The sequence below is a fragment of the Nonomuraea jiangxiensis genome (assembly GCF_900099965.1).
GTDB lineage: Bacteria > Actinomycetota > Actinomycetes > Streptosporangiales > Streptosporangiaceae > Nonomuraea > Nonomuraea jiangxiensis.
The window spans coordinates 360,689-382,808 of sequence record NZ_FNDJ01000010.1; the positions used below are offsets into that span (position 1 = coordinate 360,689).

Genomic DNA, 22,120 nt, shown 5'->3' on the forward strand with positions numbered 1-22,120 from the left:
AAATATTCGGCTGACGGCGGCACGCAAAAAGGGCCGGCACGAGAACTCGTGCCGGCCCCTGAACGAACCTCATCCGAACTCAGGGCACCCTAGCCGAACAGCGCGGGCAGGGTGGCCGCGTGCGTCTCCCGCAGCTCCGCCACGGGGACCTCGAAGACGTCCTCGACCACCAGCGAGGTCCCGCCGGTGACGCCGAGGCCGTAGCACGGCACGTCGTGGCGCCCGCACAGCGACGCGAACTCGGTGTAGGCCTCCGGCCGCACCACGACCAGCGCCCGCGCGGCCGACTCGCTGAACAGGTCGGTGAAGGCGTCGCCGTTGAGGGTCACCGTGGCGCCGACGCCGCGCGCCAGGCAGGACTCGGCGAGGGCGATGGCCAGCCCGCCGTCCGACAGGTCGTGCGAGCCCTCCAGCAGCCCCCGCCGGGCGGCCTCCACCAGCACGGTCGCCAGCGCCTGCTCGGCGTCCAGGTCGGCCTGCGGCGGCAGCCCGCCGAGGTGGCGGTGGTCCACGTGGGCCCACTCCGAGCCGCCGAACTCCTCGTGCGTGTCACCGAGCAGCACCACCCGCAGCCCCTCGGCCACGAACCCGGTGGGCACCCGCCTGGCCACATCGTCGATGACGCCGAGCACGCCGACGACCGGCGTGGGGTGGATGGCGGTCGCCCCGGTCTGGTTGTAGAAGGAGACGTTGCCGCCGGTCACCGGCACGCCCAGGGCCCGGCAGGCGTCCGCGAGCCCGCGCGTGGCCTCGGCGAACTGCCACATGACCTCCGGGTCCTCCGGGGAGCCGAAGTTGAGGCAGTTGGTGACGGCCAGCGGCTTGGCGCCGGTGACGGCCACGTTGCGGTAGGCCTCCGCCAGCGCGAGCTGCGCCCCCGCGTAAGGGTCGAGCTTGGCGTAACGCCCGTTGCCGTCGGTGGCCAGCGCCAGCCCGCGCGTCGTGGGCTCCGCGCCCGCCATCACCTCGGAGACCCGCAGCATTCCGGCGTCGGCCGGCTGGGCCAGCACGGTGTTGGAGCGCACGTAGCGGTCGTACTGGGAGGTCACCCACTCCTTGGAGGCCAGGTTGGCCGAGCCGAGCAGCCGGAGCAGGGTCTCGCGCAGGTCCGCCGGCCGCTCCAGCCGGTCGGGGGTGTCGGCGTTGAGCGCGGCCTGGCCGACCGGCTCGTGGTACGGGCGCTCGTAGACGGGCCCGTCGTCGGCCGCGGTGCCCGGCGGGATGTCCACGATGACCTCGCCGTCCCACGTCATGACCAGGCGGCCGGTGTCGGTCACCTCGCCGATGACGGTGGCGGGCACGTCCCACTTCTCGCAGATCGTCATGAACGCGGGGATGTCGTCCGGCCGCACCACGGCCATCATGCGCTCCTGCGACTCGCTCATGAGGATCTCCTCGGGCCTGAGCGAGGGATCGCGGAGCGGGACGAGGTTGAGGTCGACGTGCATGCCGCCGGTGCCCTTGGCGGCCAGCTCGGTCGTGGCGCAGGAGACGCCGGCCGCGCCGAGGTCCTGGATGCCCACGACCACGTCGGCGGCGTAGAGCTCCAGGCAGCACTCGATGAGCAGCTTCTCCATGAACGGGTCGCCGACCTGGACGGCGGGCCGCTTGGCCGCGGACTCGTCCTCGAAGGTCGCCGAGGCCAGGACGCTCGCCCCGCCGATGCCGTCGGGACCGGTGGAGGCGCCGAACAGCACCACCTTGTTGCCCGGCCCGGGGGCGGTGGCCAGCTTGATCTGGTCCTTGCGGAGCAGGCCCACGCACAGGGCGTTGACCAGGGGGTTGCCGATGTAGCAGGGGTCGAAGACGACCTCGCCGCCGATGTTGGGCAGGCCCAGGCAGTTTCCGTAGCTGCCGATGCCCTCGACCACGCCCGGCAGGACCCGGCGGGTGTCCGGGGCGTCGGCGGCGCCGAAGCGCAGCGCGTCCATGACGGCCACCGGGCGCGCGCCCATCGACATGATGTCGCGCACGATCCCGCCGACGCCGGTGGCCGCGCCCTGGTGCGGCTCGACGTAGGACGGGTGGTTGTGCGACTCGATCTTGAACGTGGCCGCCCAGCCGTCGCCGATGTCCACCACCCCGGCGTTCTCGCCCATGCCCACGAGCAGCGCGTCGGACTTGGGGGCCTTGGTGGCGAACTGCCGCAGGTGCACCTTGGACGACTTGTACGAGCAGTGCTCGGACCACATGACGCTGTAGATGGCCAGCTCGGAGCCGGTGGGACGGCGGCCCAGGATCTCCTTGACCCGGTCGTACTCGTCCCGCTTCATGCCCAGCTCGGCGAACGGCATCTGCTCGTCCGGCGACCCGGCCGCCCGCCGCACACTGTCCACGGTGTTGCCGGTCCGCTCGCTCATGCGTTCACCAGGTTCTTCAGGATGGACGTGAAGAAGCCGAGACCGTCGGTGCTCGGGGCGCCGACGAGCTCCTCGACCGCGTGCTCGGGGTGCGGCATGAGGCCGACCACGTTGCCCGCCTCGTTGCGGATGCCCGCGATGTCGTTGAGCGAGCCGTTGGGGTTGCCGAGATAGCGGACGACCACGTGGCCGCCCGCTTCGAGCGCGGCCAGCGTGTCGTCGGAGGCCACGTAGCGGCCCTCACCGTGCTTGATCGGCAGCACGATCTCCTGGTCCTGGTCGAAGGAGTTGGTCCACGCGGTCGCGGGCTGCTCGATCCTGACCCGCTGGTCCCGGCACACGTAGTGGAGGGACCCGTTGCGGGTCAGCGCGCCGGGCAGCAGGTGCGCCTCGCACAGGATCTGGAACCCGTTGCACGTGCCCAGCACGGGCAGCCCGGCCCTGGCGGCCGGGACGAGCTCCTCCATGAGCGGCGCGAACCGCGAGATGGCCCCGCAGCGCAGGTAGTCGCCGTAGGAGAAGCCGCCCGGCAGGAACACGGCGTCGACTCCCCTGAGGTCGTGGTCGGCGTGCCACAGCGGGACCGCCTCCGCGCCCACGAGCCGCACGGCTCTGGCGGCGTCCTGGTCGTCGAGAGTTCCTGGAAACGTGACTACGCCCACACGGGCAGCGCTCATGACAGTCGTCCCCTTCGAGGAATGCGCACGCACGCGCCACCGTCACTTCGGGGTCGACAGTGGTTGGCGGCGGTGTACTCAGGTTATCGGGTGCCGCCGGATGCTCCGCAACCGTCGGGCTGTCATGGAAGGGCCAGGTCAGGCGAGCAGGTCAGGCGGGCCGGGTCACACCGCGGCCAGCGCGCGTGGACGGGCCCGCGCGTCGTCGTCCCAGTCGAGCTGCTTGCTCAGGTGAACGGTGGTGCCACCGCGACCGGGAGTGATGCCGAAATGAATCTCGTCGACCACGGAGCGCATGATCAGCAGGCCGCGGCCGTTCTCGGTGTCTGGAGGGGGAAAGCGCAGCGGCATCGAGGGCATGCCGTCGCCGTTGTCCGCGACGCGCACGTCGCAGCGGCCGGAGCCGATCGCAGCCGTCACTTCGTAGCGGTTGGCGGGCCCTCCGTGCCGGACCGCATTGGAGCACGCCTCAGAGACGGCCAGCAACATGTCGGCGATGCACGTCTCGCTCACGTTGAGTGAACGCATGGCGTCGCCAAGCACTCGCCTGACCATCGGTATGCCGATCGCATCCCGAGGCAGTGCCAACGAGAACTCAATATCCACCGGACTCCTCCGGGCGCCAGAATGTTACCTGGAGTAGGTTTCCCTGAGAAATCGGGGCTAACCGCAAAATCACGCTGTTGTTATTTAGTGTTGGCACGCCCGTGGCATTGTGGCACGTCGGAACCCCCACTTTAAGCCTCTGAGGGTAAGTCAGTGGATCAATTGTGCTTCTACCCCTCAACCCGGACGGTGTAGTCCTCGATCACGGTGTTGGCGAGCAGAGTCTCGGCCATCTTCCGCACTTCGCCGAGTGCCGCCTCGTCGGCCGGGCCTTCCAGCTCGACCTCGAAGCGCTTGCCCTGCCGGACGGCCGAGACACCGGAGAAACCCAGCCTGGGCAGGGCCCTGGCGATCGCCCGGCCCTGCGGGTCGAGGATCTCGGGCTTCAGCATGACGTCTACGATGACGCGCGCCACTGCGTTCCTCCTGGGAGCGGCGGTGATTGGGAAGGACAGCCTACCGGCGTGGTGTGGCTGCCGATGCAACGGGAACGGGGAGAACATGGGGCTTGCGCGCAGGGCCATGACGTCTGCCACGATGGCCCCAAACGCGTGCGAACTATCACCAAGTGGTTCGGCGCTCGAAAGGCTGGCCCCGAGTGGCAACCCCATCGGCACCGGCCCTGATCGCACAGGAGTGGCAATGACCGAGCCAGTCGAGGTCATCAAGGAGCACAGCACTTTCGTCATGGGGCCGGCGACGAAGGGGGCCGCATGACCACCGACGCCTCTCGCGGTGCAGACGCACCCCCGGAGCTCGTCCAGTTGCTCACCCCGGAGGGGGAGCGGGTCGAGCATCCCGACTACGACATCGACCTGACCCCGGAGGAGATCCGATCGCTCTATCGCGACCTGGTGCTCGTCCGGCGCGTCGACCTGGAGGCCGTGGCCCTGCAGCGGCAGGGCGAGCTCGGCATCTGGGCCTCGCTGCTGGGTCAGGAGGCCGCGCAGATCGGCTCAGGCCGCGCGCTGACCGACACCGACATGGCCTTCCCCACCTATCGCGAGCACGGCGTGGCCTGGTGCCGCGGTGTGGACCCGGTCAAGCTGCTGGGGCTGTTCAGGGGGGTCAACCACGGCGGGTGGGACCCCAAGGAGCACAACTTCCACCTGTACACGATCGTGATCGGCAGCCAGACGCTGCACGCGGTCGGCTATGCGATGGGCATCCAGCGCGACGACGCGAGCGCCGCCACCATCGTCTACTTCGGTGACGGGGCCACCTCCCAGGGCGACGTCAACGAGTCGTTCATCTGGGCCAGCGTGTTCAACGCGCCGATCGTCTTCTTCTGCCAGAACAACCAGTGGGCCATCTCCGAGCCGCTGGAGAAACAGACCCGCATCCCGCTGTACCGCCGGGCCTCCGGCTTCGGCTTCCCCGGGATCAGAGTGGATGGAAATGACGTGTTCGCCTGCCTGGCCGTGACGCGCAAGGCACTCGACGCCGCCCGTACGGGCCAGGGCCCGACGCTCATCGAGGCCTTCACCTACCGGATGGGCGCCCACACCACCACCGACGACCCGACCCGCTACCGGGTCGCCAGCGAGCTGGAGGCGTGGAAGCTCAAGGACCCGATCGAGCGGGTCAAGTCCTACCTGTTCAAGAACGAGCAGGCCGACCAGGCGTTCTTCGACTCCGTGGACGGCGAGGCCGACCAGCTCGGCGCCGACCTGCGCCGGCGGTGCCTGGCCATGCCGGACCCCGAGCCGCTGGACATCTTCGACCACGTCTACAGCGAGCCCCACGCCCTGGTGGAGCAGGAGCGCGCCCAGTTCGCCGGCTATCTGGAGGGGTTCGAGAAATGACGGTCCTGAGCCTTTCCAAAGCGCTCAACGAAGGCATGCGCAAGGCCATGGAGGACGACCCCAAGGTCCTCATCATGGGCGAGGACGTCGGCAAGCTGGGCGGCGTCTTCCGGGTCACGGACGGGCTGCAGAAGGACTTCGGCGAGGACCGCGTCATCGACACCCCGCTGGCCGAGTCGGGCATCATCGGCACCGCGATCGGCCTGGCGCTGCGCGGCTACCGGCCGGTGTGCGAGATCCAGTTCGACGGGTTCGTCTTCCCGGCCGCCGACCAGATCATCACGCAGCTCGCCAAGATGCCGATGCGCTCGCTGGGCGCGATCAAGCTGCCGGTCGTCGTACGCATCCCCTGCGGCGGCGGCATCGGCGCGGTCGAGCACCACAGCGAGTCGCCGGAGGCGTATTTCACCCACACGGCCGGCCTGCGCGTCGTGGCCTGTTCCAACCCGGCCGACGCCTACACCATGATCCAGCAGGCCATCCGCAGCGACGACCCGGTGGTGTTCTTCGAGCCCAAGCGCCGTTACTGGGAGAAGGCCGACATCGACACCGCCTCCACCGACTGGTGGACGCCGCTCCACGCGGCCAAGGTGGTGCGCCCGGGCACGGACGTGACGCTGCTGGCCTACGGGCCGATGGTCAAGACCTGCCTGGAGGCGGCCACGGCCGCCGAGGAGGACGGACGCTCCCTGGAGGTGATCGACCTGCGCTCGCTCAACCCGCTGGACGAGCCGCTGGTCATGGAGTCCGTACGCCGTACGGGCCGGGTGGTGGTCGTGCACGAGGCCCCTGTCAACAGCGGCTTCGGCGCGGAGCTGGCCGCCCGGATCACCGAGCAGTGCTTCTACCACCTGGAGTCGCCCGTGCTGCGGGTGGGCGGCTTCTCCACCCCCTACCCGCCGTCGAAGCTGGAGGAGCACTACCTGCCCGACCTGGACAGAGTGCTCGACGCCGTGGACCGGACGTTCGGGTACTGAGAGGGCATTCATGCGACGCGAGTTCAAACTCCCCGACGTCGGAGAAGGGCTGACGGAGGCGGAGATCGTCCGCTGGCACGTCAAGCCGGGCGACGACGTCAAGGTCAACCAGATCGTCGTGGAGATCGAGACGGCCAAGTCCATCGTCGAGCTGCCGATCCCGTGGGACGGGGTGGTGGCGGCCCTGCTGGCCGACGAGGGCCAGACGGTGGACGTGGGCGTGCCCATCATCACCGTGGACACGACGGAGCCCGGGGCGGCCCCTGACGAGCGCACACAGGCGCTGGCCGACGACATGGTCCCCAAGCCGCCGGCGGAGGGCGCCGTCGAGCCGGGGGCCCACGGCGGCCCGGCCCCGAAGGAGGAGCGCCAGTCGGTCCTCGTCGGCTACGGCGTCAAGACCGGCGCCACCAAACGCCGCGCCCGCAAGAAGCCGCCGTCCGACGTCACCCCCGCACCGACCGGCGTCACGCCCGCCCCCGAGCCCGCCCCGCCCGCTGCCCCGCCCGCCGGGGCGGCCGGGGCGCGGCCGGCCGTGCTGGCCAAGCCCCCGGTCCGCAAGCTGGCCAAGGACCTGGGCGTGGACCTCGCGGGTGTCCAGGGCACCGGCCCGCAGGGTTCCATCACCCGCGAGGACGTGCACGCCGCGGCGGAGACCGCCCAGCGGCCGGCCGCGCGGCCGGTTCCCCAGGCGCCGGGGCGGGAGGAGCGCATCCCCGTCAAGGGCGTCCGCAAGATGACCGCCCAGGCCATGGTGGCCAGCGCCTTCACCGCCCCGCACGTCACCGAGTTCCTCCAGGTGGACGTGACCGGGACGATGGAGGCCGTGCGCCGCCTGCGTACCCTCCAGGACTTCGCGGAGGTCAAGGTCTCCCCGCTGCTCCTGGTGGCCAAGGCGGTGCTCACGGCGGCCAGAAGGCATCCCATGGTCAACTCCGCGTGGGACGAGGCGGCCCAGGAGATCGTGGTCAAGCACTACGTGAACCTGGGGATAGCCGCCGCCACCCCGCGCGGCCTGGTGGTGCCCAACATCAAGGACGCCCATGCCCTCTCCCTCCCGGCCCTGGCCGAGGAGCTGGCCAAGCTCACGGAGACGGCCAGGTCGGGCCGTACCCAGCCGGCGGAGATGGCGGGCGGCACCATCACGATCACCAACGTGGGCGTGTTCGGCGTGGACGCCGGCACCCCGATCCTCAACCCGGGCGAGGCCGCCATCCTCGCCTTCGGCCAGATCAGGGACATGCCCTGGGTGGTGGACGGCGAGCTGGCCGTACGCAAGGTCACGACCCTGGCCCTCTCCTTCGACCACCGGATCATCGACGGCGAGCTCGGCTCGCTGTTCCTGCGCGACGTGGGCGCCATGCTGGAGGACCCCCTCCGCATGCTCGCCTGGAGCTGACCGGCGCCGGATGAGATACGGCGGCCGCCGGGAGGACCCCTCCCCCGGCGACCGCCGTACGGCCGCGGACACCCGCACCCGCCACGTATGAGTCGGCGGCAGCCGGATCTGATACATCGATATGGTTGACGCATGATCCGTCACATCGTGATGTTCACCTGGACCGAGGACGCCACCGCCGAGCAGAAGGAGGCGGTGGCCGCCGAGCTGGGCAAACTGCCGGGCGTCATCCCGCAGATCCGCGCCCTCACGCTGGGCGGCGACGCCGGGATCAACCAGGGCAACCACGACTTCGCGCTGGTGGCCGACTTCGACGACGTCGAGGGCTACCTGGCCTACCGCGACCACCCGCGGCACCAGGCGGTGATCGCGGAGCACATCAGGCCCATCCTCGCGGCCCGGGCCGCGGCCCAGCTCAAGGTCTAGTCAGAGCTCGGCCGTCAGGCGAGGCACGACAGGGGCCGGCCGCCGTTGTAGGTGACCATGTCCAGCACGGCAGCGACCAGGTCGATCGGGGCGCCGAGGGGCTGCCCGTCGAGCTCGGCGTACGCGCGGTGCAGGTTGCCCACGATGCGCTCGGAGTCCAGCAGCCCGGCCCACTCGCCGAGGTCGGTCTCCCTGGCCGCCTCCAGCGGTGACAGCCCGGCCTCCCGGCCCCGCCGGGCGGTCTCCTGCACGAAGCGCAGATAGCCCTCCACGGGGTCGTACGCCTCGGGCCCGCAGATCTCCCCGTGCCCCGGCACGACCGTCTCCGCACCCAGCTCCCTGAGCCGCGCGATGGCGTCGAGGGCCCCGGCCACCGAGCCCATCAGCACGAACGGCGTGCCGCCGTTGAAGACCAGGTCACCGGTGAACAGCAGCCGCCGCTCCGGGATCCACACGTACGAGTCGTTGGTCGTGTGGGCGGCGTGGCCGACGTGCCTGACCTCGCACCGCAGGTCGTCGGAGTGCACGGTGATCCGGTCGGTGAAGGTGAGGAACGGCGGCGCGAGCTCCAGCTTCCCCCACTCCACCTCGGGCGACCAGGCGCCCCGGTAGGTGGGCACGCCGTCGGCCAGGATCTGCTCGCGCACGCCCTCGTGCCCGACGATCGTCGCCTCGGGGAACAGCCAGTTGCCGAACGTGTGGTCCCCGTGGTGATGGGTGTTGACCAGCGTGGTGATGGGCCGGTCGCTGACCTTGCCGACGGCCTCGCGCAGGGCCCGGGTGCGGCGCTCGGTCGAGCAGGCGTCGATGCAGATCACGCCCCGCCGCCCGGCCAGGAAGCCGGTGTTGTTGATCCACCAGCTCCCGTCCGGCTGGACGTAGGCGTAGACGCCGTCCGACACCTCCTCGACGCGGGGCGGGGGCAGGGGATGGTCATGGGAGGACGAACTCATGAGGCGAAGGTATCCGCCCCGGACCAGGTCCCGCCGTGCCCCCCATGACAGAACGCCCGCCCCCGGGGGGATGGGGACGGGCGTTCCGCAGGCGGCGGCGGAAGTGCTCAGAAGGCCTCTTCCGGGAGCTCCATAAGCTCCTGGCCGGTGCCGGCGAGAACGCGCCGCTCGGCGCTCAGCCGGGGCAGTACGGTCTTGGCGAAGAACGAGGCGGCGACGACCTTGCCCTGGTAGAACGGGTCCTCACCGTCGGCCAGCCGGGCCAGGGCCACCTCGGCCTGGCGCAGCAGCAGCCAGCCGATCACCAGGTCGCCCAGCGCGAGCAGGAACCTGGTGGTGTTCAGCCCGACCTTGTAGACCTCCCGCGGCGTCTCCAGCGAGCCGAGCGCCCACCCGGCCATGGTCTCGCCCATGACCTGGATGTCGGCGGCGGCCTCGGCGAGCAGCTTGCGCTCCTCCTTGAGCCGGCCGTTGCCCGCCTCGGAGCCGGCGAACTCGACGATCTCGCTGAGCAGCGACCCGAGAGCGGCACCCTGGTTACGCAGGATCTTCCGGAAGAACAGGTCGAGGCCCTGGATCGCGGTCGTGCCCTCGTACAAGGAGTCGATCTTGGCGTCGCGGATGTACTGCTCGATCGGGTAGTCCTGGAGGTAACCCGAGCCGCCGAGGGTCTGCAGCGAGCGCGACAGCAGCTCGTACGACCGCTCGGAGCCCACACCCTTGACCACGGGCAGCAGCAGGTCGTTCATCGCGTGGGCCTGCTGGTCGTCGGGGTCGGCGAGCAGGGTGTCCTGGAACGTGGCCGTGTAGAGCACGAGCGCCCGCATGCCCTCGGTGTAGGCCTTCTGCAGCATCAGCTCGCGCCGCACGTCCGGGTGGTGGATCACGCTCACCCGGGGGGCGGTCTTGTCGGTCATCTTCGTCAGGTCCGAGCCCTGCACCCGGGACCTGGCGTATTCCAGGGCGTTCAGGTAGCCGGTGGACAGGGTGGCGATGGCCTTGGTGCCGACCATCATGCGGGCGTGCTCGATGATCATGAACATCTGCTTGATGCCCTCGTGCACGTCGCCGACCAGCCAGCCGACCGCCGGGTGCTTCTCCCCGAACGTGAGCTCGCAGGTCGTGGAGACCTTCAGGCCCATCTTCTTCTCGACGTTGGTGACGTAGACGCCGTTGCGCTCGCCCAGCTCGCCGGTTTCGAGATTCACGTGGAACTTCGGCACCAGGAACATCGACAGCCCCTTGGTGCCCGGCCCGTGGCCCTCGGGGCGGGCCAGTACGAGGTGGAAGATGTTCTCGGCCATGTCGTGCTCGGCGCTGGTGATGAAGCGCTTGACGCCCTCGATGTGCCAGGTCCCGTCGGGCTGGCGCACCGCCTTCGTCCGCCCGGCGCCCACGTCGGAGCCGGCGTCCGGCTCGGTCAGCACCATGGTGGCGCCCCAGTCACGCTCGATGGCCAGCTCGGCGAAGCGCTTCTGCTCCTCGGTGGCGACCTGCCACAGCGTGTAGGCGAACTTGGGGCCGGCGGCGTACATGTAGAGTGCCGGGTTCGCGCCGAGCACCAGCTCCGCCGCGGCCCAGGCCAGGCTCCGCGGGATGCCGGGGCCGCCCAGGTGGGCAGGCAGGTCGAGGTCCGGCCAGCTGCCGTCGACCAGCGCCTTGTAGGACTTCTTGAAGCCTTCGGGAACGGTCACCGTGCCGGTCGCAGGGTCGAACACGGGCGGGTGCCGGTCGCCCTCCTCGAAGGAGTCCGCGAGGACACCGGTGGCCAACCTGTCCAGCTCTTCGAGGATGCTGCGGGCGACCTCTTCGTCAACTTCCGCAAAGGGCCCCGTGCCGAGGATCTCGCGTCTCCCGAACACCTCGAAGAGGTTGAATTCCAGGTCACGCACGTTGCTCTTGTAGTGGCCCATGGGTGCTGATCTCCTTGAACCGAGTTCTCCTGTACTGGCGAGTAACCTTACTCTGAAATGCTACCCGCGGGTAACCCGGGATATGCATGGCATGCTCATCTCCATGGACGCCGAAGAACTCGCTGCCAGGTGGCGAGAGCGACTGGAATCCTGGGCCATTCCGGACAAGATCATGGCCAAGGCTCCCGCCGACCCCTGGAGCCACTCGCCGGAGCGATTCGGCACCCGGACCGACAGGGCGCTCGCCGAGCCCGACGACGGGCCCACCATGACGCGCCTGTCCGAGGCCCTGCCGGACAAGGGCACCCTGCTCGACGTCGGCTCGGGCCCCGGGGCCGCGTCCCTGCCGCTGCACGAGCGCATCGGACACCTCTACGCGGTCGACACCTCGGCCTCGATGCTGGAGGGTCTGACGGCGCGGGCGGACAAGCTCGGGGTGCCGGTCACGACGGTCGTGGGCCGCTGGCCGGACGTGGCCCACCGGGTGCCGGTGGCGGACGTGTCGATCTCCGCGCACGTCGTCTACAACGTGCCCGACCTGGCCGACTTCCTGCGCGCCCTGGACAGGTGCACGCAGGGGCGGGTGGTGCTGGAGTTGCCGCACCGCCATCCGATGAGCTGGATGACGCCGCTGTGGCAGCACTTCCACGGGGTGGACCGGCCGGTGCGGCCGATCGCCGAGGACTGCGTGGCGCTGGCCGCGGCCCTCGGCTATCCCGTACGGGTGGAGGAGCGGGAGGCCCCGCTGGAACGTTTCACGTCCCTGGAGGAGCTGGCCACCAGCGCGTGCCGGCGGGTCTGCCTCGACCCCGCCAGGGCGGAGGAGGTGGCGGCGACGGTGCTGGAGCTCGGCATGTGGCCGGTGCCACGCGACCGGTGGGTCACCATTTGGTGGGATTCGCCGCGCCGGTGAGCAGGGGCGTCACCGGGATTGACGCTACGTGCGGAGTCCGGTTGGGTGGCCTGGTGATCGAGATTCATGCCGTCAGCTTCGACGCCACAGACCCGTACGAGATCGCGAGCTGGTGGAGCCGTGCCACCGGGCTGCCCCTGGGGGAGGGCGACCGCCCGGGGGACGACGAGGTCATGTTGCGGACCGAGCGGGACCCGTATCTGCTGTTCCTGCGGGTGCCCGAGGGCAAGTCCGTCAAGAACCGGATACACCTCGACGTCAACGGCACCGCGGGGCGGAGCCGTGACCAGGAGGTCGAGCGGCTGGTCGGGCTGGGCGCGACCGTCTATGACGACCGGCGGCAGCCCGACGGCACCGGCTGGGTGGTCATGCTGGACCCCGAGGGCAACGAGTTCTGCGTGTGCAGGAGTCCGGCGGAGCGGGGGATGTGAACCGGCTTCACCTGGCCGAGCGGCCCCGGCCCTGCATCGTGAGGGTCAGGATGCCGGCGATCAGATAGACCAGCGCGCCGTGCCAGAGCGCCTGCACGCCGGAGCCGAAGACCCCCTCGCCGTCGAGCACGAGCTGCACCGGGTAGTCCAGCACGGCCGTGAGGCCCGCGGGCAGGAGTGCGAACTTCCACGGGTGCTGCAACGACCACAGGCGGGCCTGGCGGGTCACCCGGTCGCCCTCGTGCGGCTTGGCGACCGCCCCGATCGCCGCGATCAGGGCGAACAGGCTGATGCCGAGGCCCAGCGCCCAGGCCACGTCGGCGCCGCCCGTGAGCAGGCCCATCCCGACGCTGGCCGCGGTCACGACGCCACCGCTGATGGCGGCGGCCTTCCAAGGGGCGCCGCGCAGCGCGGCGCCCGACAGCGAAATCTCATCGCGTCGACTGATCTCGTTCATGTCATCCATGCTGCCTTTCGGGTCACCCGAGGGGCATCGGGGTCGGACCCTGAGCTGTCCCTGACATGATTCGGGCATGCAGGAAATCGTGATATCGCACCTTGGCCAGGACGAAGGGGAGCGGCTGCGGGAGATCCGGCTGCGCGCGCTCCAGGACTCGCCGGACTCGTTCGGGTCCTCGTACGAGCGTGAGATCGAGCTTTCGGCTGATGAATGGGCTGAAAGAGTGAAAAATCAGGACTCGCGGTGGTGGGTGGCCTCCAGCGACGGCGTGGACGTCGGCCTGGTGTGCATGAGGCTGGAGGAGGAGGGCACGGCCCATCTGCTGTCCATGTGGGTCGCCCCCGAGGCCAGGGGCGCGCGCCTGGGCTCCCGGCTGCTGGCCGAGGCCGTGGCCTGGGCCAGGGAGGCCGGCGCCGAGGAGGTCGGGCTCTGGGCCGTGGACCGCAACCACGCCGCCCGGGCCCTCTACGTCGCCGCGGGCTTCGTCCCGAGCGGCAAGGTCATGGCCCTGCCGTCCAACCCGGCGCTCATGGAGTCCCACTATGTGCTGCCGCTGACCTTCCGCGCGGCGCGCAGGGAGGACGTGCCCGCCATCGTGGCGCTGCTGGCCGACGACCACCTCGGCGCCGGCCGCGAGGGGGATCCGGGGGACGAGCGCTACCTGGCGGCGTTCGACCGCATCGCGGCCAACCCGAACGACGAGCTGATCGTGGTCGAGCAGAAGGGCGAGGTGGTGGGCACGATGCAGCTCACGTACCTGTCCTCGTTGTCGCGCCTCGGCGCCGAGCGGTGCCTGATCGAGGCGGTCCGCGTCTCGGGCTCCACCCGTGGCCAGGGGCTCGGCGGCAAGATGATCCGGTGGGCGATCGGCCGGGCCCGGGCGCGCGGCTGCGCGCTCGTGCAGCTCACCTCCGACAAGACGCGTACGGACGCGCACCGCTTCTACGACAACCTCGGCTTCACGGCCTCCCACGTGGGCTACAAGCTGACCCTATGAAGCTGGGCTGATCTCCACGAGGTTGTCGTGGAAGCCCGGCCCCTTGCCCATGTCGCCGTCGCGCTCGGCCACGACGGCGTTCGGGTTGGCGCCGCCGGGGCTGAACTTCGGCCAGCGGCCCTTCGGCGAGGCCACCACCCCGGCCGCCACCCGATCGCTGATCTCCACGTCGGCCAGGAACTCGCCGCCGTCGTTGTGCACGCGGACCCGCTGGCCGTCCACCAGCCCGCGGGCCGCCGCGTCGGCCTGGTTGACCAGCACCACCGGGTCCTTGGCGCGCCGGCGCAGCTCCGGGTTGTTGGCGAAGGTCGTGTTGAGGAACAGGTGCGCGGCGGGCGTGATCAGGACCAGCGGGTACGCCGAGTTCCCGCCCGTACGGACCGAGTGGGAGGGCACGTACGCCTTGCCCGTGGGCGGGAAGCGCAACCGGCCCGAGGGGGTCGGGAAGCCCGTGGCGAACGGGGTGAAGGGCGTGGGGTAGTTCATCCGCACCCAGCCCTCCTTGCGGATCCTGTCCAGGGTGATGCCCTCCAGCGAGGGATGCCCGCTCGCCAGCAGCTGCTCGGCCAGCTCCAGATCCGAGTCGAACAGCGACGGCTCGGTCATCCCCATGTGCGCCGCCAGCCGCCTGAACGTCTCCGTCGTGGACAGACACTCGCCGGGCGGCTGCTCGGCGGGCTCGTTCCAGAGCAGGTAGAGGTGGCCGTAGCCGGCGTGCAGGTCGTAGTGCTCGGTCTGCATGGTCGCGGGCAGCACGATGTCGGCGTAGTCCACGGTGTCGGTCGGGAACTGCTCCATGACCACCGTGAACAGGTCCTCGCGGGCGAGCCCGCGCTTGATGGCGTTCGCGTCGGGGGAGGAGCCGGCCGGGTTGGCCGCGTACACCCACAGGCACTTCACGTCGTCGAGCTGGGAGGCCACCTTGCTCATGACCAGCGTGCGGACCGGCTCGGCCAGCAGGTCGTCGCGCCGGTCGATGTTCAGGTGCACGTGGTCGCTGGTGGAGAAGGCGACGCCGCCGCCCGGGTGGCGCCAGTCGCCGGTGACGCCGGGGATCGCGGCGATCGTGCGCAGCGCCGTGCCGCCGCCCTGGTGCCGCTGCAGCCCGTGGGTGGCGCGGATGGCGGTCGGGCGGGTGTGGGCCAGCCGTATCCCCAGGCTGTGGATGGCGGCGGCGGGAATGCCGGTGATCTCGGCCACTCTCTCCACCGGATGGTCCAGGATCTCCTGGCGGAAGTCCGCCCAGCCTTCGGTGTGCTCGGCCAGGAACTCCTCGTCCTGCGCGTTCTCCGACAGCACGACGTTGAGCAGCCCGAGCGCGAGCGCCGCGTCGGTGCCCGGCCTGATCGGCAGGTGCTCGTCGGCCTGGTCGGCCGTCCTGGTGCGGATCGGGTCGATGGCGACGACGTACGCGCCGTCCGCCCTCGCGTCCTGGATGAACTTCCACAGGTGGTGGCCGCTGGTCAGCGTGTTCGTGCCCCAGAGCAGGATGAGCCGGGCCAGCGCGAAGTTCTCCGGGTCCATGCCTCCGGCGGTGCCGTTGGTGCGCTTGAGCCCGCTGTTGCCGGCCCCCGAGCAGATGTTGAGCCAGTGTTTGGAGGCGCCCAGCATGTTCCAGAACCGCCGCCCGGCCACGCCCTCGCAGCCCTGTAGGTAGCCGAGGCTGCCGGTGCCCAGGTAGGGCCAGATGGCCTCGCCGCCGTGCTCCTCGACGATGCCGCGCAGCCGTACGGAGATCTCGTCGAGCGCCTCCTCCCAGGTGATCCGCTCGAACTGCCCCGAGCCCTTGGGCCCGGTACGGCGCAGCGGATAGAGGATGCGGTCGTCGGCCCGGGTGTGCTCCAGGTAGCGGTTGACCTTCACGCAGAGGGCGCCCCTGGTGTAGGGCTGGTCGGGGTTGCCGCGCAGTTTGACGGCCTTGCCGTTCTCGACGGTGACCACCCAGGAGCAGGTATCCGGGCAGTCAAGCGGACATGCTCCCAAAACCCTCAATTCACCCGACATGCGACACAGCTTACGTTGCCACCCTGGTTCGGAGAATCCGCGTTCAACCCCGGGGACTCCAGCGTGTAGCCTGCCCCGTGCGAGGACTGCGGGGGCGTTTGCGGACACTGGAAAGCAAGAGACCGCACGGTCCGGCCAGGAAGGTGCAGAATCGCTGTCGGTGGCCGAAATCAGGGAACGAGACGACACGGAGGACCTCGCGGAGGGGGATCCAGCCGTGGCTGAGTCGCGTCCGGACGACGACGTCTACGTCGTCGAGCCGCTGCTGCCTCAGCGCCTTCGCCGCCCCTCCGACCTGCTGCGCTTCTTCGCGACGCTCATCGTGCTCACCGCGGTCATCCTGCTCGCCCTGGTGGCCAAGCGCACGCTCATCGGCCTGGAGGCCGACGTCAAGGAGGGCGCGGAGCTCGTACCCCTGCTGAGCAGGATCGCCGCGTTCCTCGGTGGCGCGGCCGTGCTGATCGTGCCCGCGGCGTTCGCGGTCGAGCGGGTCTTCCACCGCGACGGCCTGCGCGTCGCCGAGGGGCTGATCGCCGCGATCGCCGGCATCGCCGGGTCGTTCCTGCTCGGGCAGTGGCTCGTCGCGGGCAACGTCGAGGACCTGCGCGTGCTGCTGACCGGCGACCGCACGATCGAGCCGCTCAACACGCTCCTCACGTCGGTCATCGCGTACGCCACCGCCGTGCGCATCTCACGCCGGCCCACCTGGCGGATGCTGATGTGGGCCACCGTCGCCCTCTACATCCTCGCCTTCTTCTCCGGCCGGCAGATCACGCTGCCCAGCGCCATCGTCACGGTGCTGGTCGGCATGGCCATCGGCTACGCCACCCTCTACGGCGTCGGCAGCCCCAACACCAGGCCGGCGGGCAGCGCCGTGGTGGCCGCGCTGCGCAAGCTGTCGTTCCCGGTGGTCTCGGCCCGCCGCATCGAGGACGACCTCCAGGGCGACCGCCGCTACTCCATGGGGCTCAAGGACGGCAGCAGCCTGGACGTCACCGTGCTCGACCGGGATCGGCAGGTGGCCGGGCTGGCCTACCGGCTGTGGCGGCGCATCCGGCTCAATTCCGAGACCCGGCGCAAGGCCATCCGCTCGCTCAGGGCAGAGCTCGAACGCGAGGCGCTCATGGCATACGCGGCCCAGGCGGCAGGCGCCAGCACGCCCCGGCTGCTCGGCACCAGCGAGATCGGCACCGAGGCCGCGCTGCTCGCCTACGAGCACATCGAGACCCGCCCGCTCGCCGAGGTGCCGGACTCGGAGATCGACGACGCGCTGCTCGCCCAGATCTGGGAGCAGGTCGAGCTGCTGCAGATCCAGCGCCTGGCGCACCGCAGGCTCACCGGCGACAGCATCCACCTCGACCGCGCGGGGCGCGTCGTGCTGACCGACGCGCGCAGCGGCGAGATCGCCGCCGGAGACCTGCTGCTCCGGCTCGACGTCGCCCAGCTCCTCGCCTACCTGGCGCTGCGCGTCGGCCCCGAGCGCTCGGTCCGGGCCGCGGCGGCCGTGCTGGGGCCTGACGCGCTGGCCGCCGCCATGCCGCTGCTCCAGCGCATCGCGCTGACCAGGGAGACCCGCGCGGCGCTCAGCAAGGCGAAGAACGTGCTGCCCGGCCTGCGCGACCACATCGTCGCGCTCAAGCCGCAGAGCAAGGTCGAGGAGGTCCGCCTCGAACGGTTCCGGCCGCGCGTCCTCATCACGATCATCGCCAGCACCCTGGCCGCGTACATCGTGCTGTCCCAGCTCAGCCGGGTGGACATCTACCGGGTGATCACCACGGCCAACTGGGCCTGGTCGGGGGTGGCGCTGGTCGCCTCGTTCGTCAGCTTCGTGGCCGCCGCCCTGATGCTGCGGGGGTTCGTGCCCGAGCCGCTGCCGCTGTGGCGTACCGTGCTCGTGCAGTTCGCCGCCTCGTTCGTCAAGCTCGTCGCGCCCGCGGCCGTCGGCGGAGTCGCGATCAACACGCGCTACCTGCAGAAACGCGGCATCCCACCGGCCAGTGCGGTGGCCAGCGTGGGCGCCTCGCAGCTCATCATGCTGGTCTTCCACATCGCGCTGCTGCTGCTGTTCGCCTACATCACGGGCTCCACCACGACCACCTCGTTCACTCCCTCGCGCGGGCTCGTCGTGGTGCTGCTCGCGGTCGCGCTGCTGGTCGTGGTGGTGCTCGGGGTGCCGCCGCTGCGCAGGCTGTTGACGTCGCGGATGCGCAAGCTGTTCTCGAACGTGCTGCCCAGGCTGCTCGACGTGCTGCAGTCGCCGCGCAAGATGGTCGAGGCGTGCACCGGCACCCTCATGATCACCATCGCGTTCGTGCTGTGCCTGGACGCCTGCGTCGCCGCGTTCGGCGGCTCGCTCAGCTTCACCGCCGTCGCGGTCGTCTATCTCACGGCCAACGCGATCGGCTCGGCCGCACCCACACCGGGCGGTCTGGGTGCGGTCGAGATCGCGCTCGCGGGCGGCCTGACCGTGGCGGGCGTGCCCGCCGAGCTGGCCACCTCGGCCGTGCTGCTGCACCGGCTGCTCACGTTCTGGCTGCCGGTGCTACCCGGCTGGGCCGCCTTCACCTACCTCCAGCGGCACGAGTCCCTGTGAGAGCCCTCAGCGGGCGGACAGGGCCGGTCCGGTGACCTTGTCGATGGCCTGGAGCTCGTCCTCGGTGAACGCCGGGCCGTCCACGCAGGCCACGTTGTCCTCCAGCTGCCGTACGCTGCTCGCGCCGATCAGCACACTCGTCACCCTGGGGTCCCTGAGCGTCCACGACAGCGCCATCTGGGCCAGCGTCTGCCCCCGGCCCTTGGCGATCTCGTTCAGGTCGCGGGCCAGGGCGACGTCGATCCGGTCGGCGTTCAGGAACCTGCTGGTCGCCGCCCGCGAGTCGGCCGGCACCCCGTTGAGGTAGCGGTCGGTCAGCAGGCCCTGCGCCAGCGGCGAGAACACGATGCAGCCCATGCCCGCCTCCTCCAGCGCGTCGAGCAGCCCGTCCTCGATCCAGCGGTTGATCATCGAGTAGGACGGCTGGTGGATCAGCAGCGGCGTGCCCAGCTCGCGCATGATCCGCGCGGCCTGGGTGGTCTGCTCGGCCGAGTAGTTGGAGATGCCCGCGTAGAGCGCCTTGCCCGAGCGCACCGCCCGGTCGAGCGCCCCCATGGTCTCCTCCAGCGGCGTCTCCGGGTCGGGGCGGTGGCTGTAGAAGATGTCGACGTAGTCCAGGCCCATCCGCTGGAGGGACTGGTCGAGGCTGGCCAGGACGTATTTGCGCGAGCCCCACTCGCCGTACGGGCCCGGCCACATGTCGAACCCGGCCTTGGTCGAGATCACCAGCTCGTCGCGATATCCGGCGAAGTCCTCGTGGAAGATGCGGCCGAAGTTCCGCTCCGCCGAGCCGTACGGCACGCCGTAGTTGTTGGCCAGGTCGAAGTGCGTCACCCCGAGGTCGAACGCCCGCCGCAGGATCGCCCGGGAGTTCTCGATCGGCCGGTTGTCGCCGAAGTTGTGCCACAGGCCCAGGGAGACCACGGGCAGCTTGAGCCCGCTGCGCCCGCTGCGGTTGTACGGCTGGCGCTCGTAGCGCTGCTCGTCGGCCTGATATGTCATGAGGTGCCCCTCTCGATGATCCAGGAAAGCGCGAACGCCTCTTCGCGCCAGGCGTCGTAACGCCCGCTGCGGCCGCCGTGCCCCGCGCCCATCTCCGTCTTGAGCAGGAACGGCCCGCCGCTCGCCGTCGCCCGCAGCCGGGCGATCCACTTCGCCGGCTCGTGGTACAGCACGCGCGTGTCGTTCAGGCTCGTGATCGCCAGGATCGGCGGGTACGGCCTGCCGTCCACGTTCTCATACGGCGTGTAACTCTTCATGTACGCGTAAACGTCGGGGTTGTGCAGCGGATCGCCCCACTCGTCCCACTCGATCACCGTCAGCGGGAGCGACGGGTCGAGAATCGTGTTCAGGGCGTCCACGAACGGCACCTCGGCCACCACGCCCGCGAACTCCTCCGGAGCCAGGTTCGTGACCGCGCCCATCAGCAGGCCGCCCGCCGAGCCGCCCCTGGCGATGATCCGCTCGCTCCAGCCGGCCGCCTTCATGTGCCTGGCCACGGCCACGAAGTCGGTGAACGTGTTGCGCTTGCTGGTGAGCTTGCCGTCCTCGTACCAGCGGCGGCCCATCTCGCCGCCGCCCCTGACGTGCGCGACGGCGAAGACGAAGCCGCGGTCGAGCAGCGACAGCCGGGGGACCGAGAAGCCGGGGTCGATGGAGGTCTCGTAGCTGCCGTAGCCGTAGAGGAGGGTCGGGGCGGGCTTGGCGGCGTCCTTGCGCTTGACGATGGACACCGGGATCCGGGTGCCGTCCTCGGCCAGGGCCCAGTCACGGAACTGCTCGTAGTCGGCCGGGTCGTAGCCGCCCAGGACCGGGCGCCGCTTGAGCAGGATCAGCTCGTGGGAGTCGAGGTCGTAGTCGTACACGCTGGGCGGGGTGACCATGCTCGTGTACGCCAGCCGGAGCCGCCTGGTGACGAACTCGGGGTTGCCCGCCGGGCCGACGTCGTAGAGGGGCTCGGGGAAGTCGATCTCGTAGGCGTTCCGCTCGGAGGCCTCGATGCGCTCGCGCCAGCCCTCGACACCGGTGGCGTACGGGAGCACGCGCAGACCGGTCAGGCCGTCGCGGCGGAAGTGCACCACGGCGTGGTCGGAGAACGCGTCGATCTCCAGCAGCCGGGTGTCCTCCCGGTGGGCGATCAGCGGGGTCCAGTCGCCGGGGGCGTCGAGCGGGGCCGTGGCCAGCTCGAAGTTCTCGGCGTCCTGGTTGTGGAGCACGTAGAAGAAGTCGCCCGCGTGCTCGATGCCGTATTCGACTCCGGTCGTCCGGGGGCGCACGACGCGGAACTCGCCCGCCGGGTCGGTGGCGTCGAGGATGCGGACCTCGCTGGTGATCTTGCTGCCCGCGCTCAGGACCAGGTACCGCTCGCTGCGGGTCAGCCCGATGCCGACCCAGTAGCGCTCGTCGGCCTCCTCGTACACCAGGACGTCCTCCTGGGTGCCGAGGGTGTGCCGGTAGACCTGGAACGGCCGCCAGGCGTCGTCCACGCGCGTGTAGAAGAACGCCGAGCCGTCGGCGGACCAGGCGCCCCCGTAGAAGATGTTCTCGATCTCGTCCGGGAGGATCTCGCCCGTCTCGAGGTTCTTGAAGCGCAGGGTGAAGCGCTCGTTGCCCGTGTAGTCGGTCGCGTAGGCCAGCATCGTGCCGTCGGGGGTGACGGAGCTGGTGCCGATCGAGAAGAACGGGCTGTCCCCGGCCAGCTCGTTGCCGTCGAGGATCACCCGCTCGCGCTCCAGGCGGACCCCCGGGGTGATCTCGGGGGGCGCGTCGCCGTCCACGGGGACGCGGCAGGAGACCGCGTACTGCTTGCCCTCCTCGGTACGGCTGAAGTACCACCACGCGCCCTTGCGGCTGGCGACCGACAGATCGGTTTCCTGCGTGCGGCCCTTGATCTCCTGGAACACCTGCTCCTGGAGTTCGGAGAGGTGAGCGGTCTCCTGTTTGAGAAATTCGTTCTCGGCCTCCAGATAGGCGGTGGTGTCGGGATCTTCCTTGTTGCCCAACCAGGCGTACTCGTCGATGACGGTGTCGCCGTGATGGGTGCGCTCGGTCGGGACCTTCTTCGCCACAGGGGGCGTGTTGCTGCTCACGTGGGGAGTCTATGTTCGGCCGTTGACATGGGGAGTGGGTGTTCGCCGTGATCGATCTGTGGCCGGGGATGGAGTCGAAGGCGTCTCGAGTGGTCGGAGGCGCTGCTAATCTTGAGGAGCCGACGAGGTGCGGCACATCCCTCCTTCATCACTCCGGTGATAGTGGGTGTGCTGTGTCCGAAGTTCCGCAAGTTGTGCAAGTCGAGTCAATTTGACAGAGACTTGAACGGCTGAAAGACTTAAGGCACAACGAAATGAACGCCGCCGGGTGCGGGACTCGCAAGGGTTTCACGGATCTGGTGAACGCGTCCGTTTCTTGAGAACTCAACAGTGTGTTAAAAGCCAGTGCATGTATGACACATGTATGACCCCGTCATTTTTGACGGATTCCTTTTTGAGGTTGGGATTTTCAAATCCCTCCAGACATTGTTTGGAGAGTTTGATCCTGGCTCAGGACGAACGCTGGCGGCGTGCTTAACACATGCAAGTCGAGCGGAAAGGCCCTTCGGGGTACTCG

General features: G+C 69.9%; 18 protein-coding genes and 1 rRNA gene. 9 read left to right on the forward strand and 10 right to left on the reverse strand.

Features of this window, described 5'->3' with window-relative positions; genetic code table 11:
- Positions 1–89: 89 nt before the first annotated feature.
- The 4 genes from purL to purS all read right to left on the reverse strand — a co-directional run bounded on the left by purL (position 90) and on the right by purS (position 4,059).
- Positions 90–2,360: a phosphoribosylformylglycinamidine synthase subunit PurL gene (gene purL, locus BLS95_RS23610; RefSeq protein ID WP_090934898.1), complete on the reverse strand. Its 2,271-nt coding sequence runs from the start codon at positions 2,358–2,360 to the stop codon at positions 90–92.
- Positions 2,357–3,037, reverse strand: a complete 681-nt coding sequence (gene purQ / locus BLS95_RS23615; RefSeq protein WP_090934901.1) for a phosphoribosylformylglycinamidine synthase subunit PurQ — start codon at positions 3,035–3,037, stop codon at positions 2,357–2,359. The genes purL and purQ overlap by 4 nt, the downstream gene beginning before the upstream one ends.
- A 165-nt stretch (positions 3,038–3,202) precedes the next feature.
- Positions 3,203–3,643 carry an ATP-binding protein gene (locus tag BLS95_RS23620; protein ID WP_245765225.1) on the reverse strand — a complete coding sequence of 147 codons (441 nt, stop codon included), beginning with the start codon at positions 3,641–3,643 and terminating at the stop codon, positions 3,203–3,205.
- A gap of 170 nt (positions 3,644–3,813) precedes the next feature.
- Positions 3,814–4,059: a phosphoribosylformylglycinamidine synthase subunit PurS gene (gene purS / locus BLS95_RS23625; protein WP_090934907.1), complete on the reverse strand. Its 246-nt coding sequence runs from the start codon at positions 4,057–4,059 to the stop codon at positions 3,814–3,816.
- Positions 4,060–4,356: 297 nt separating this feature from the next.
- On the opposite strand from purS, the gene pdhA reads away from it, so the two are divergent.
- The 4 genes from pdhA (at position 4,357) to BLS95_RS23645 (ending at position 8,250) form a co-directional block, all read left to right on the forward strand.
- Complete coding sequence (gene pdhA, locus BLS95_RS23630; protein WP_090934910.1) at positions 4,357–5,448, forward strand: pyruvate dehydrogenase (acetyl-transferring) E1 component subunit alpha; 1,092 nt, start codon at positions 4,357–4,359, stop codon at positions 5,446–5,448.
- Complete coding sequence (locus BLS95_RS23635) at positions 5,445–6,425, forward strand: alpha-ketoacid dehydrogenase subunit beta (protein ID WP_090934913.1); 981 nt, start codon at positions 5,445–5,447, stop codon at positions 6,423–6,425. Before pdhA ends, BLS95_RS23635 begins: the two co-directional genes overlap by 4 nt.
- 10 nt (positions 6,426–6,435) lie before the next feature.
- Positions 6,436–7,824 carry a dihydrolipoamide acetyltransferase family protein gene (locus tag BLS95_RS23640; protein WP_090934919.1) on the forward strand — a complete coding sequence of 463 codons (1,389 nt, stop codon included), beginning with the start codon at positions 6,436–6,438 and terminating at the stop codon, positions 7,822–7,824.
- 132 nt (positions 7,825–7,956) lie between these two features.
- Positions 7,957–8,250 carry a Dabb family protein gene (locus BLS95_RS23645; protein WP_090934922.1) on the forward strand — a complete coding sequence of 98 codons (294 nt, stop codon included), beginning with the start codon at positions 7,957–7,959 and terminating at the stop codon, positions 8,248–8,250.
- 14 nt (positions 8,251–8,264) lie between these two features.
- On the opposite strand, the gene BLS95_RS23650 is transcribed toward BLS95_RS23645, so the two are convergent.
- Both BLS95_RS23650 and BLS95_RS23655 read right to left on the reverse strand, forming a co-directional pair.
- Positions 8,265–9,203, reverse strand: a complete 939-nt coding sequence (locus BLS95_RS23650) for an MBL fold metallo-hydrolase (protein WP_090934925.1) — start codon at positions 9,201–9,203, stop codon at positions 8,265–8,267.
- Positions 9,204–9,310: 107 nt separating this feature from the next.
- Entirely contained in the window at positions 9,311–11,116 is a 1,806-nt protein-coding gene (locus BLS95_RS23655; RefSeq protein ID WP_090934928.1) for an acyl-CoA dehydrogenase, read from the reverse strand.
- Between the two features lie 103 nt (positions 11,117–11,219).
- On the opposite strand from BLS95_RS23655, the gene BLS95_RS23660 reads away from it, so the two are divergent.
- Together BLS95_RS23660 and BLS95_RS23665 are read left to right on the forward strand one after the other, a co-directional pair.
- Positions 11,220–12,029 carry a class I SAM-dependent methyltransferase gene (locus BLS95_RS23660; RefSeq protein WP_245765226.1) on the forward strand — a complete coding sequence of 270 codons (810 nt, stop codon included), beginning with the start codon at positions 11,220–11,222 and terminating at the stop codon, positions 12,027–12,029.
- A 53-nt stretch (positions 12,030–12,082) separates the two neighbouring features.
- Positions 12,083–12,460 (forward strand): VOC family protein, encoded by a 378-nt coding sequence (locus tag BLS95_RS23665; RefSeq protein WP_090935099.1) that lies wholly within the window; start codon positions 12,083–12,085, stop codon positions 12,458–12,460.
- Positions 12,461–12,467: 7 nt separating this feature from the next.
- Here the strand turns inward: BLS95_RS23665 and BLS95_RS23670 are convergent, their stop codons facing one another.
- A complete protein-coding gene (locus BLS95_RS23670; RefSeq protein ID WP_176993352.1) occupies positions 12,468–12,917 on the reverse strand; it encodes a hypothetical protein in 450 nt (149 codons plus the stop codon).
- A 76-nt stretch (positions 12,918–12,993) separates the two neighbouring features.
- On the opposite strand from BLS95_RS23670, the gene BLS95_RS59565 reads away from it, so the two are divergent.
- Positions 12,994–13,917, forward strand: a complete 924-nt coding sequence (locus BLS95_RS59565; protein ID WP_090934934.1) for a GNAT family N-acetyltransferase — start codon at positions 12,994–12,996, stop codon at positions 13,915–13,917.
- Here BLS95_RS59565 and BLS95_RS23680 read toward each other — a convergent pair.
- Positions 13,912–15,921 (reverse strand): molybdopterin-containing oxidoreductase family protein, encoded by a 2,010-nt coding sequence (locus tag BLS95_RS23680; RefSeq protein WP_090934937.1) that lies wholly within the window; start codon positions 15,919–15,921, stop codon positions 13,912–13,914. The two genes, BLS95_RS59565 and BLS95_RS23680, sit on opposite strands and share 6 nt — an antisense overlap.
- 217 nt (positions 15,922–16,138) lie before the next feature.
- Between BLS95_RS23680 and BLS95_RS23685 the strand changes: the two genes are divergently transcribed.
- On the forward strand, positions 16,139–18,514 hold the full coding sequence (locus BLS95_RS23685; protein WP_090935105.1) for a lysylphosphatidylglycerol synthase transmembrane domain-containing protein: 2,376 nt from the start codon (positions 16,139–16,141) through the stop codon (positions 18,512–18,514).
- Between the two features lie 6 nt (positions 18,515–18,520).
- Here BLS95_RS23685 and mgrA read toward each other — a convergent pair whose 3' ends face one another.
- Together mgrA and BLS95_RS23695 are read right to left on the reverse strand one after the other, a co-directional pair.
- On the reverse strand, positions 18,521–19,516 hold the full coding sequence (gene mgrA, locus BLS95_RS23690) for an L-glyceraldehyde 3-phosphate reductase (protein WP_090934940.1): 996 nt from the start codon (positions 19,514–19,516) through the stop codon (positions 18,521–18,523).
- Positions 19,513–21,603, reverse strand: coding sequence for a S9 family peptidase (locus BLS95_RS23695; RefSeq protein WP_090934943.1), 2,091 nt, complete (start codon positions 21,601–21,603; stop codon positions 19,513–19,515). Before BLS95_RS23695 ends, mgrA begins: the two co-directional genes overlap by 4 nt.
- A gap of 427 nt (positions 21,604–22,030) precedes the next feature.
- On the opposite strand from BLS95_RS23695, the gene BLS95_RS23700 reads away from it, so the two are divergent.
- Positions 22,031–22,120: ribosomal RNA gene (locus BLS95_RS23700) — 16S ribosomal RNA — on the forward strand; the annotation flags it as partial.

What these genes read in the sequence shown, in the direction of transcription:
- BLS95_RS23635 (WP_090934913.1), top strand. Translation starts at nt 5,445, where the DNA reads ATGACGGTCCTGAGCCTTTCCAAAGCGCTCAACGAAGGCATGCGCAAG.
- BLS95_RS23670 (WP_176993352.1), bottom strand. Translation starts at nt 12,917, where the DNA reads ATGAACGAGATCAGTCGACGCGATGAGATTTCGCTGTCGGGCGCCGCG.
- BLS95_RS59565 (WP_090934934.1), top strand. Translation starts at nt 12,994, where the DNA reads ATGCAGGAAATCGTGATATCGCACCTTGGCCAGGACGAAGGGGAGCGG.
- pdhA (WP_090934910.1), top strand. Translation starts at nt 4,357, where the DNA reads ATGACCACCGACGCCTCTCGCGGTGCAGACGCACCCCCGGAGCTCGTC.
- BLS95_RS23660 (WP_245765226.1), top strand. Translation starts at nt 11,220, where the DNA reads ATGGACGCCGAAGAACTCGCTGCCAGGTGGCGAGAGCGACTGGAATCC.
- BLS95_RS23640 (WP_090934919.1), top strand. Translation starts at nt 6,436, where the DNA reads ATGCGACGCGAGTTCAAACTCCCCGACGTCGGAGAAGGGCTGACGGAG.
- BLS95_RS23680 (WP_090934937.1), bottom strand. Translation starts at nt 15,921, where the DNA reads ATGTCGGGTGAATTGAGGGTTTTGGGAGCATGTCCGCTTGACTGCCCG.
- BLS95_RS23650 (WP_090934925.1), bottom strand. Translation starts at nt 9,203, where the DNA reads ATGAGTTCGTCCTCCCATGACCATCCCCTGCCCCCGCCCCGCGTCGAG.
- BLS95_RS23655 (WP_090934928.1), bottom strand. Translation starts at nt 11,116, where the DNA reads ATGGGCCACTACAAGAGCAACGTGCGTGACCTGGAATTCAACCTCTTC.
- purQ (WP_090934901.1), bottom strand. Translation starts at nt 3,037, where the DNA reads ATGAGCGCTGCCCGTGTGGGCGTAGTCACGTTTCCAGGAACTCTCGAC.
- purL (WP_090934898.1), bottom strand. Translation starts at nt 2,360, where the DNA reads ATGAGCGAGCGGACCGGCAACACCGTGGACAGTGTGCGGCGGGCGGCC.
- mgrA (WP_090934940.1), bottom strand. Translation starts at nt 19,516, where the DNA reads ATGACATATCAGGCCGACGAGCAGCGCTACGAGCGCCAGCCGTACAAC.
- BLS95_RS23645 (WP_090934922.1), top strand. Translation starts at nt 7,957, where the DNA reads ATGATCCGTCACATCGTGATGTTCACCTGGACCGAGGACGCCACCGCC.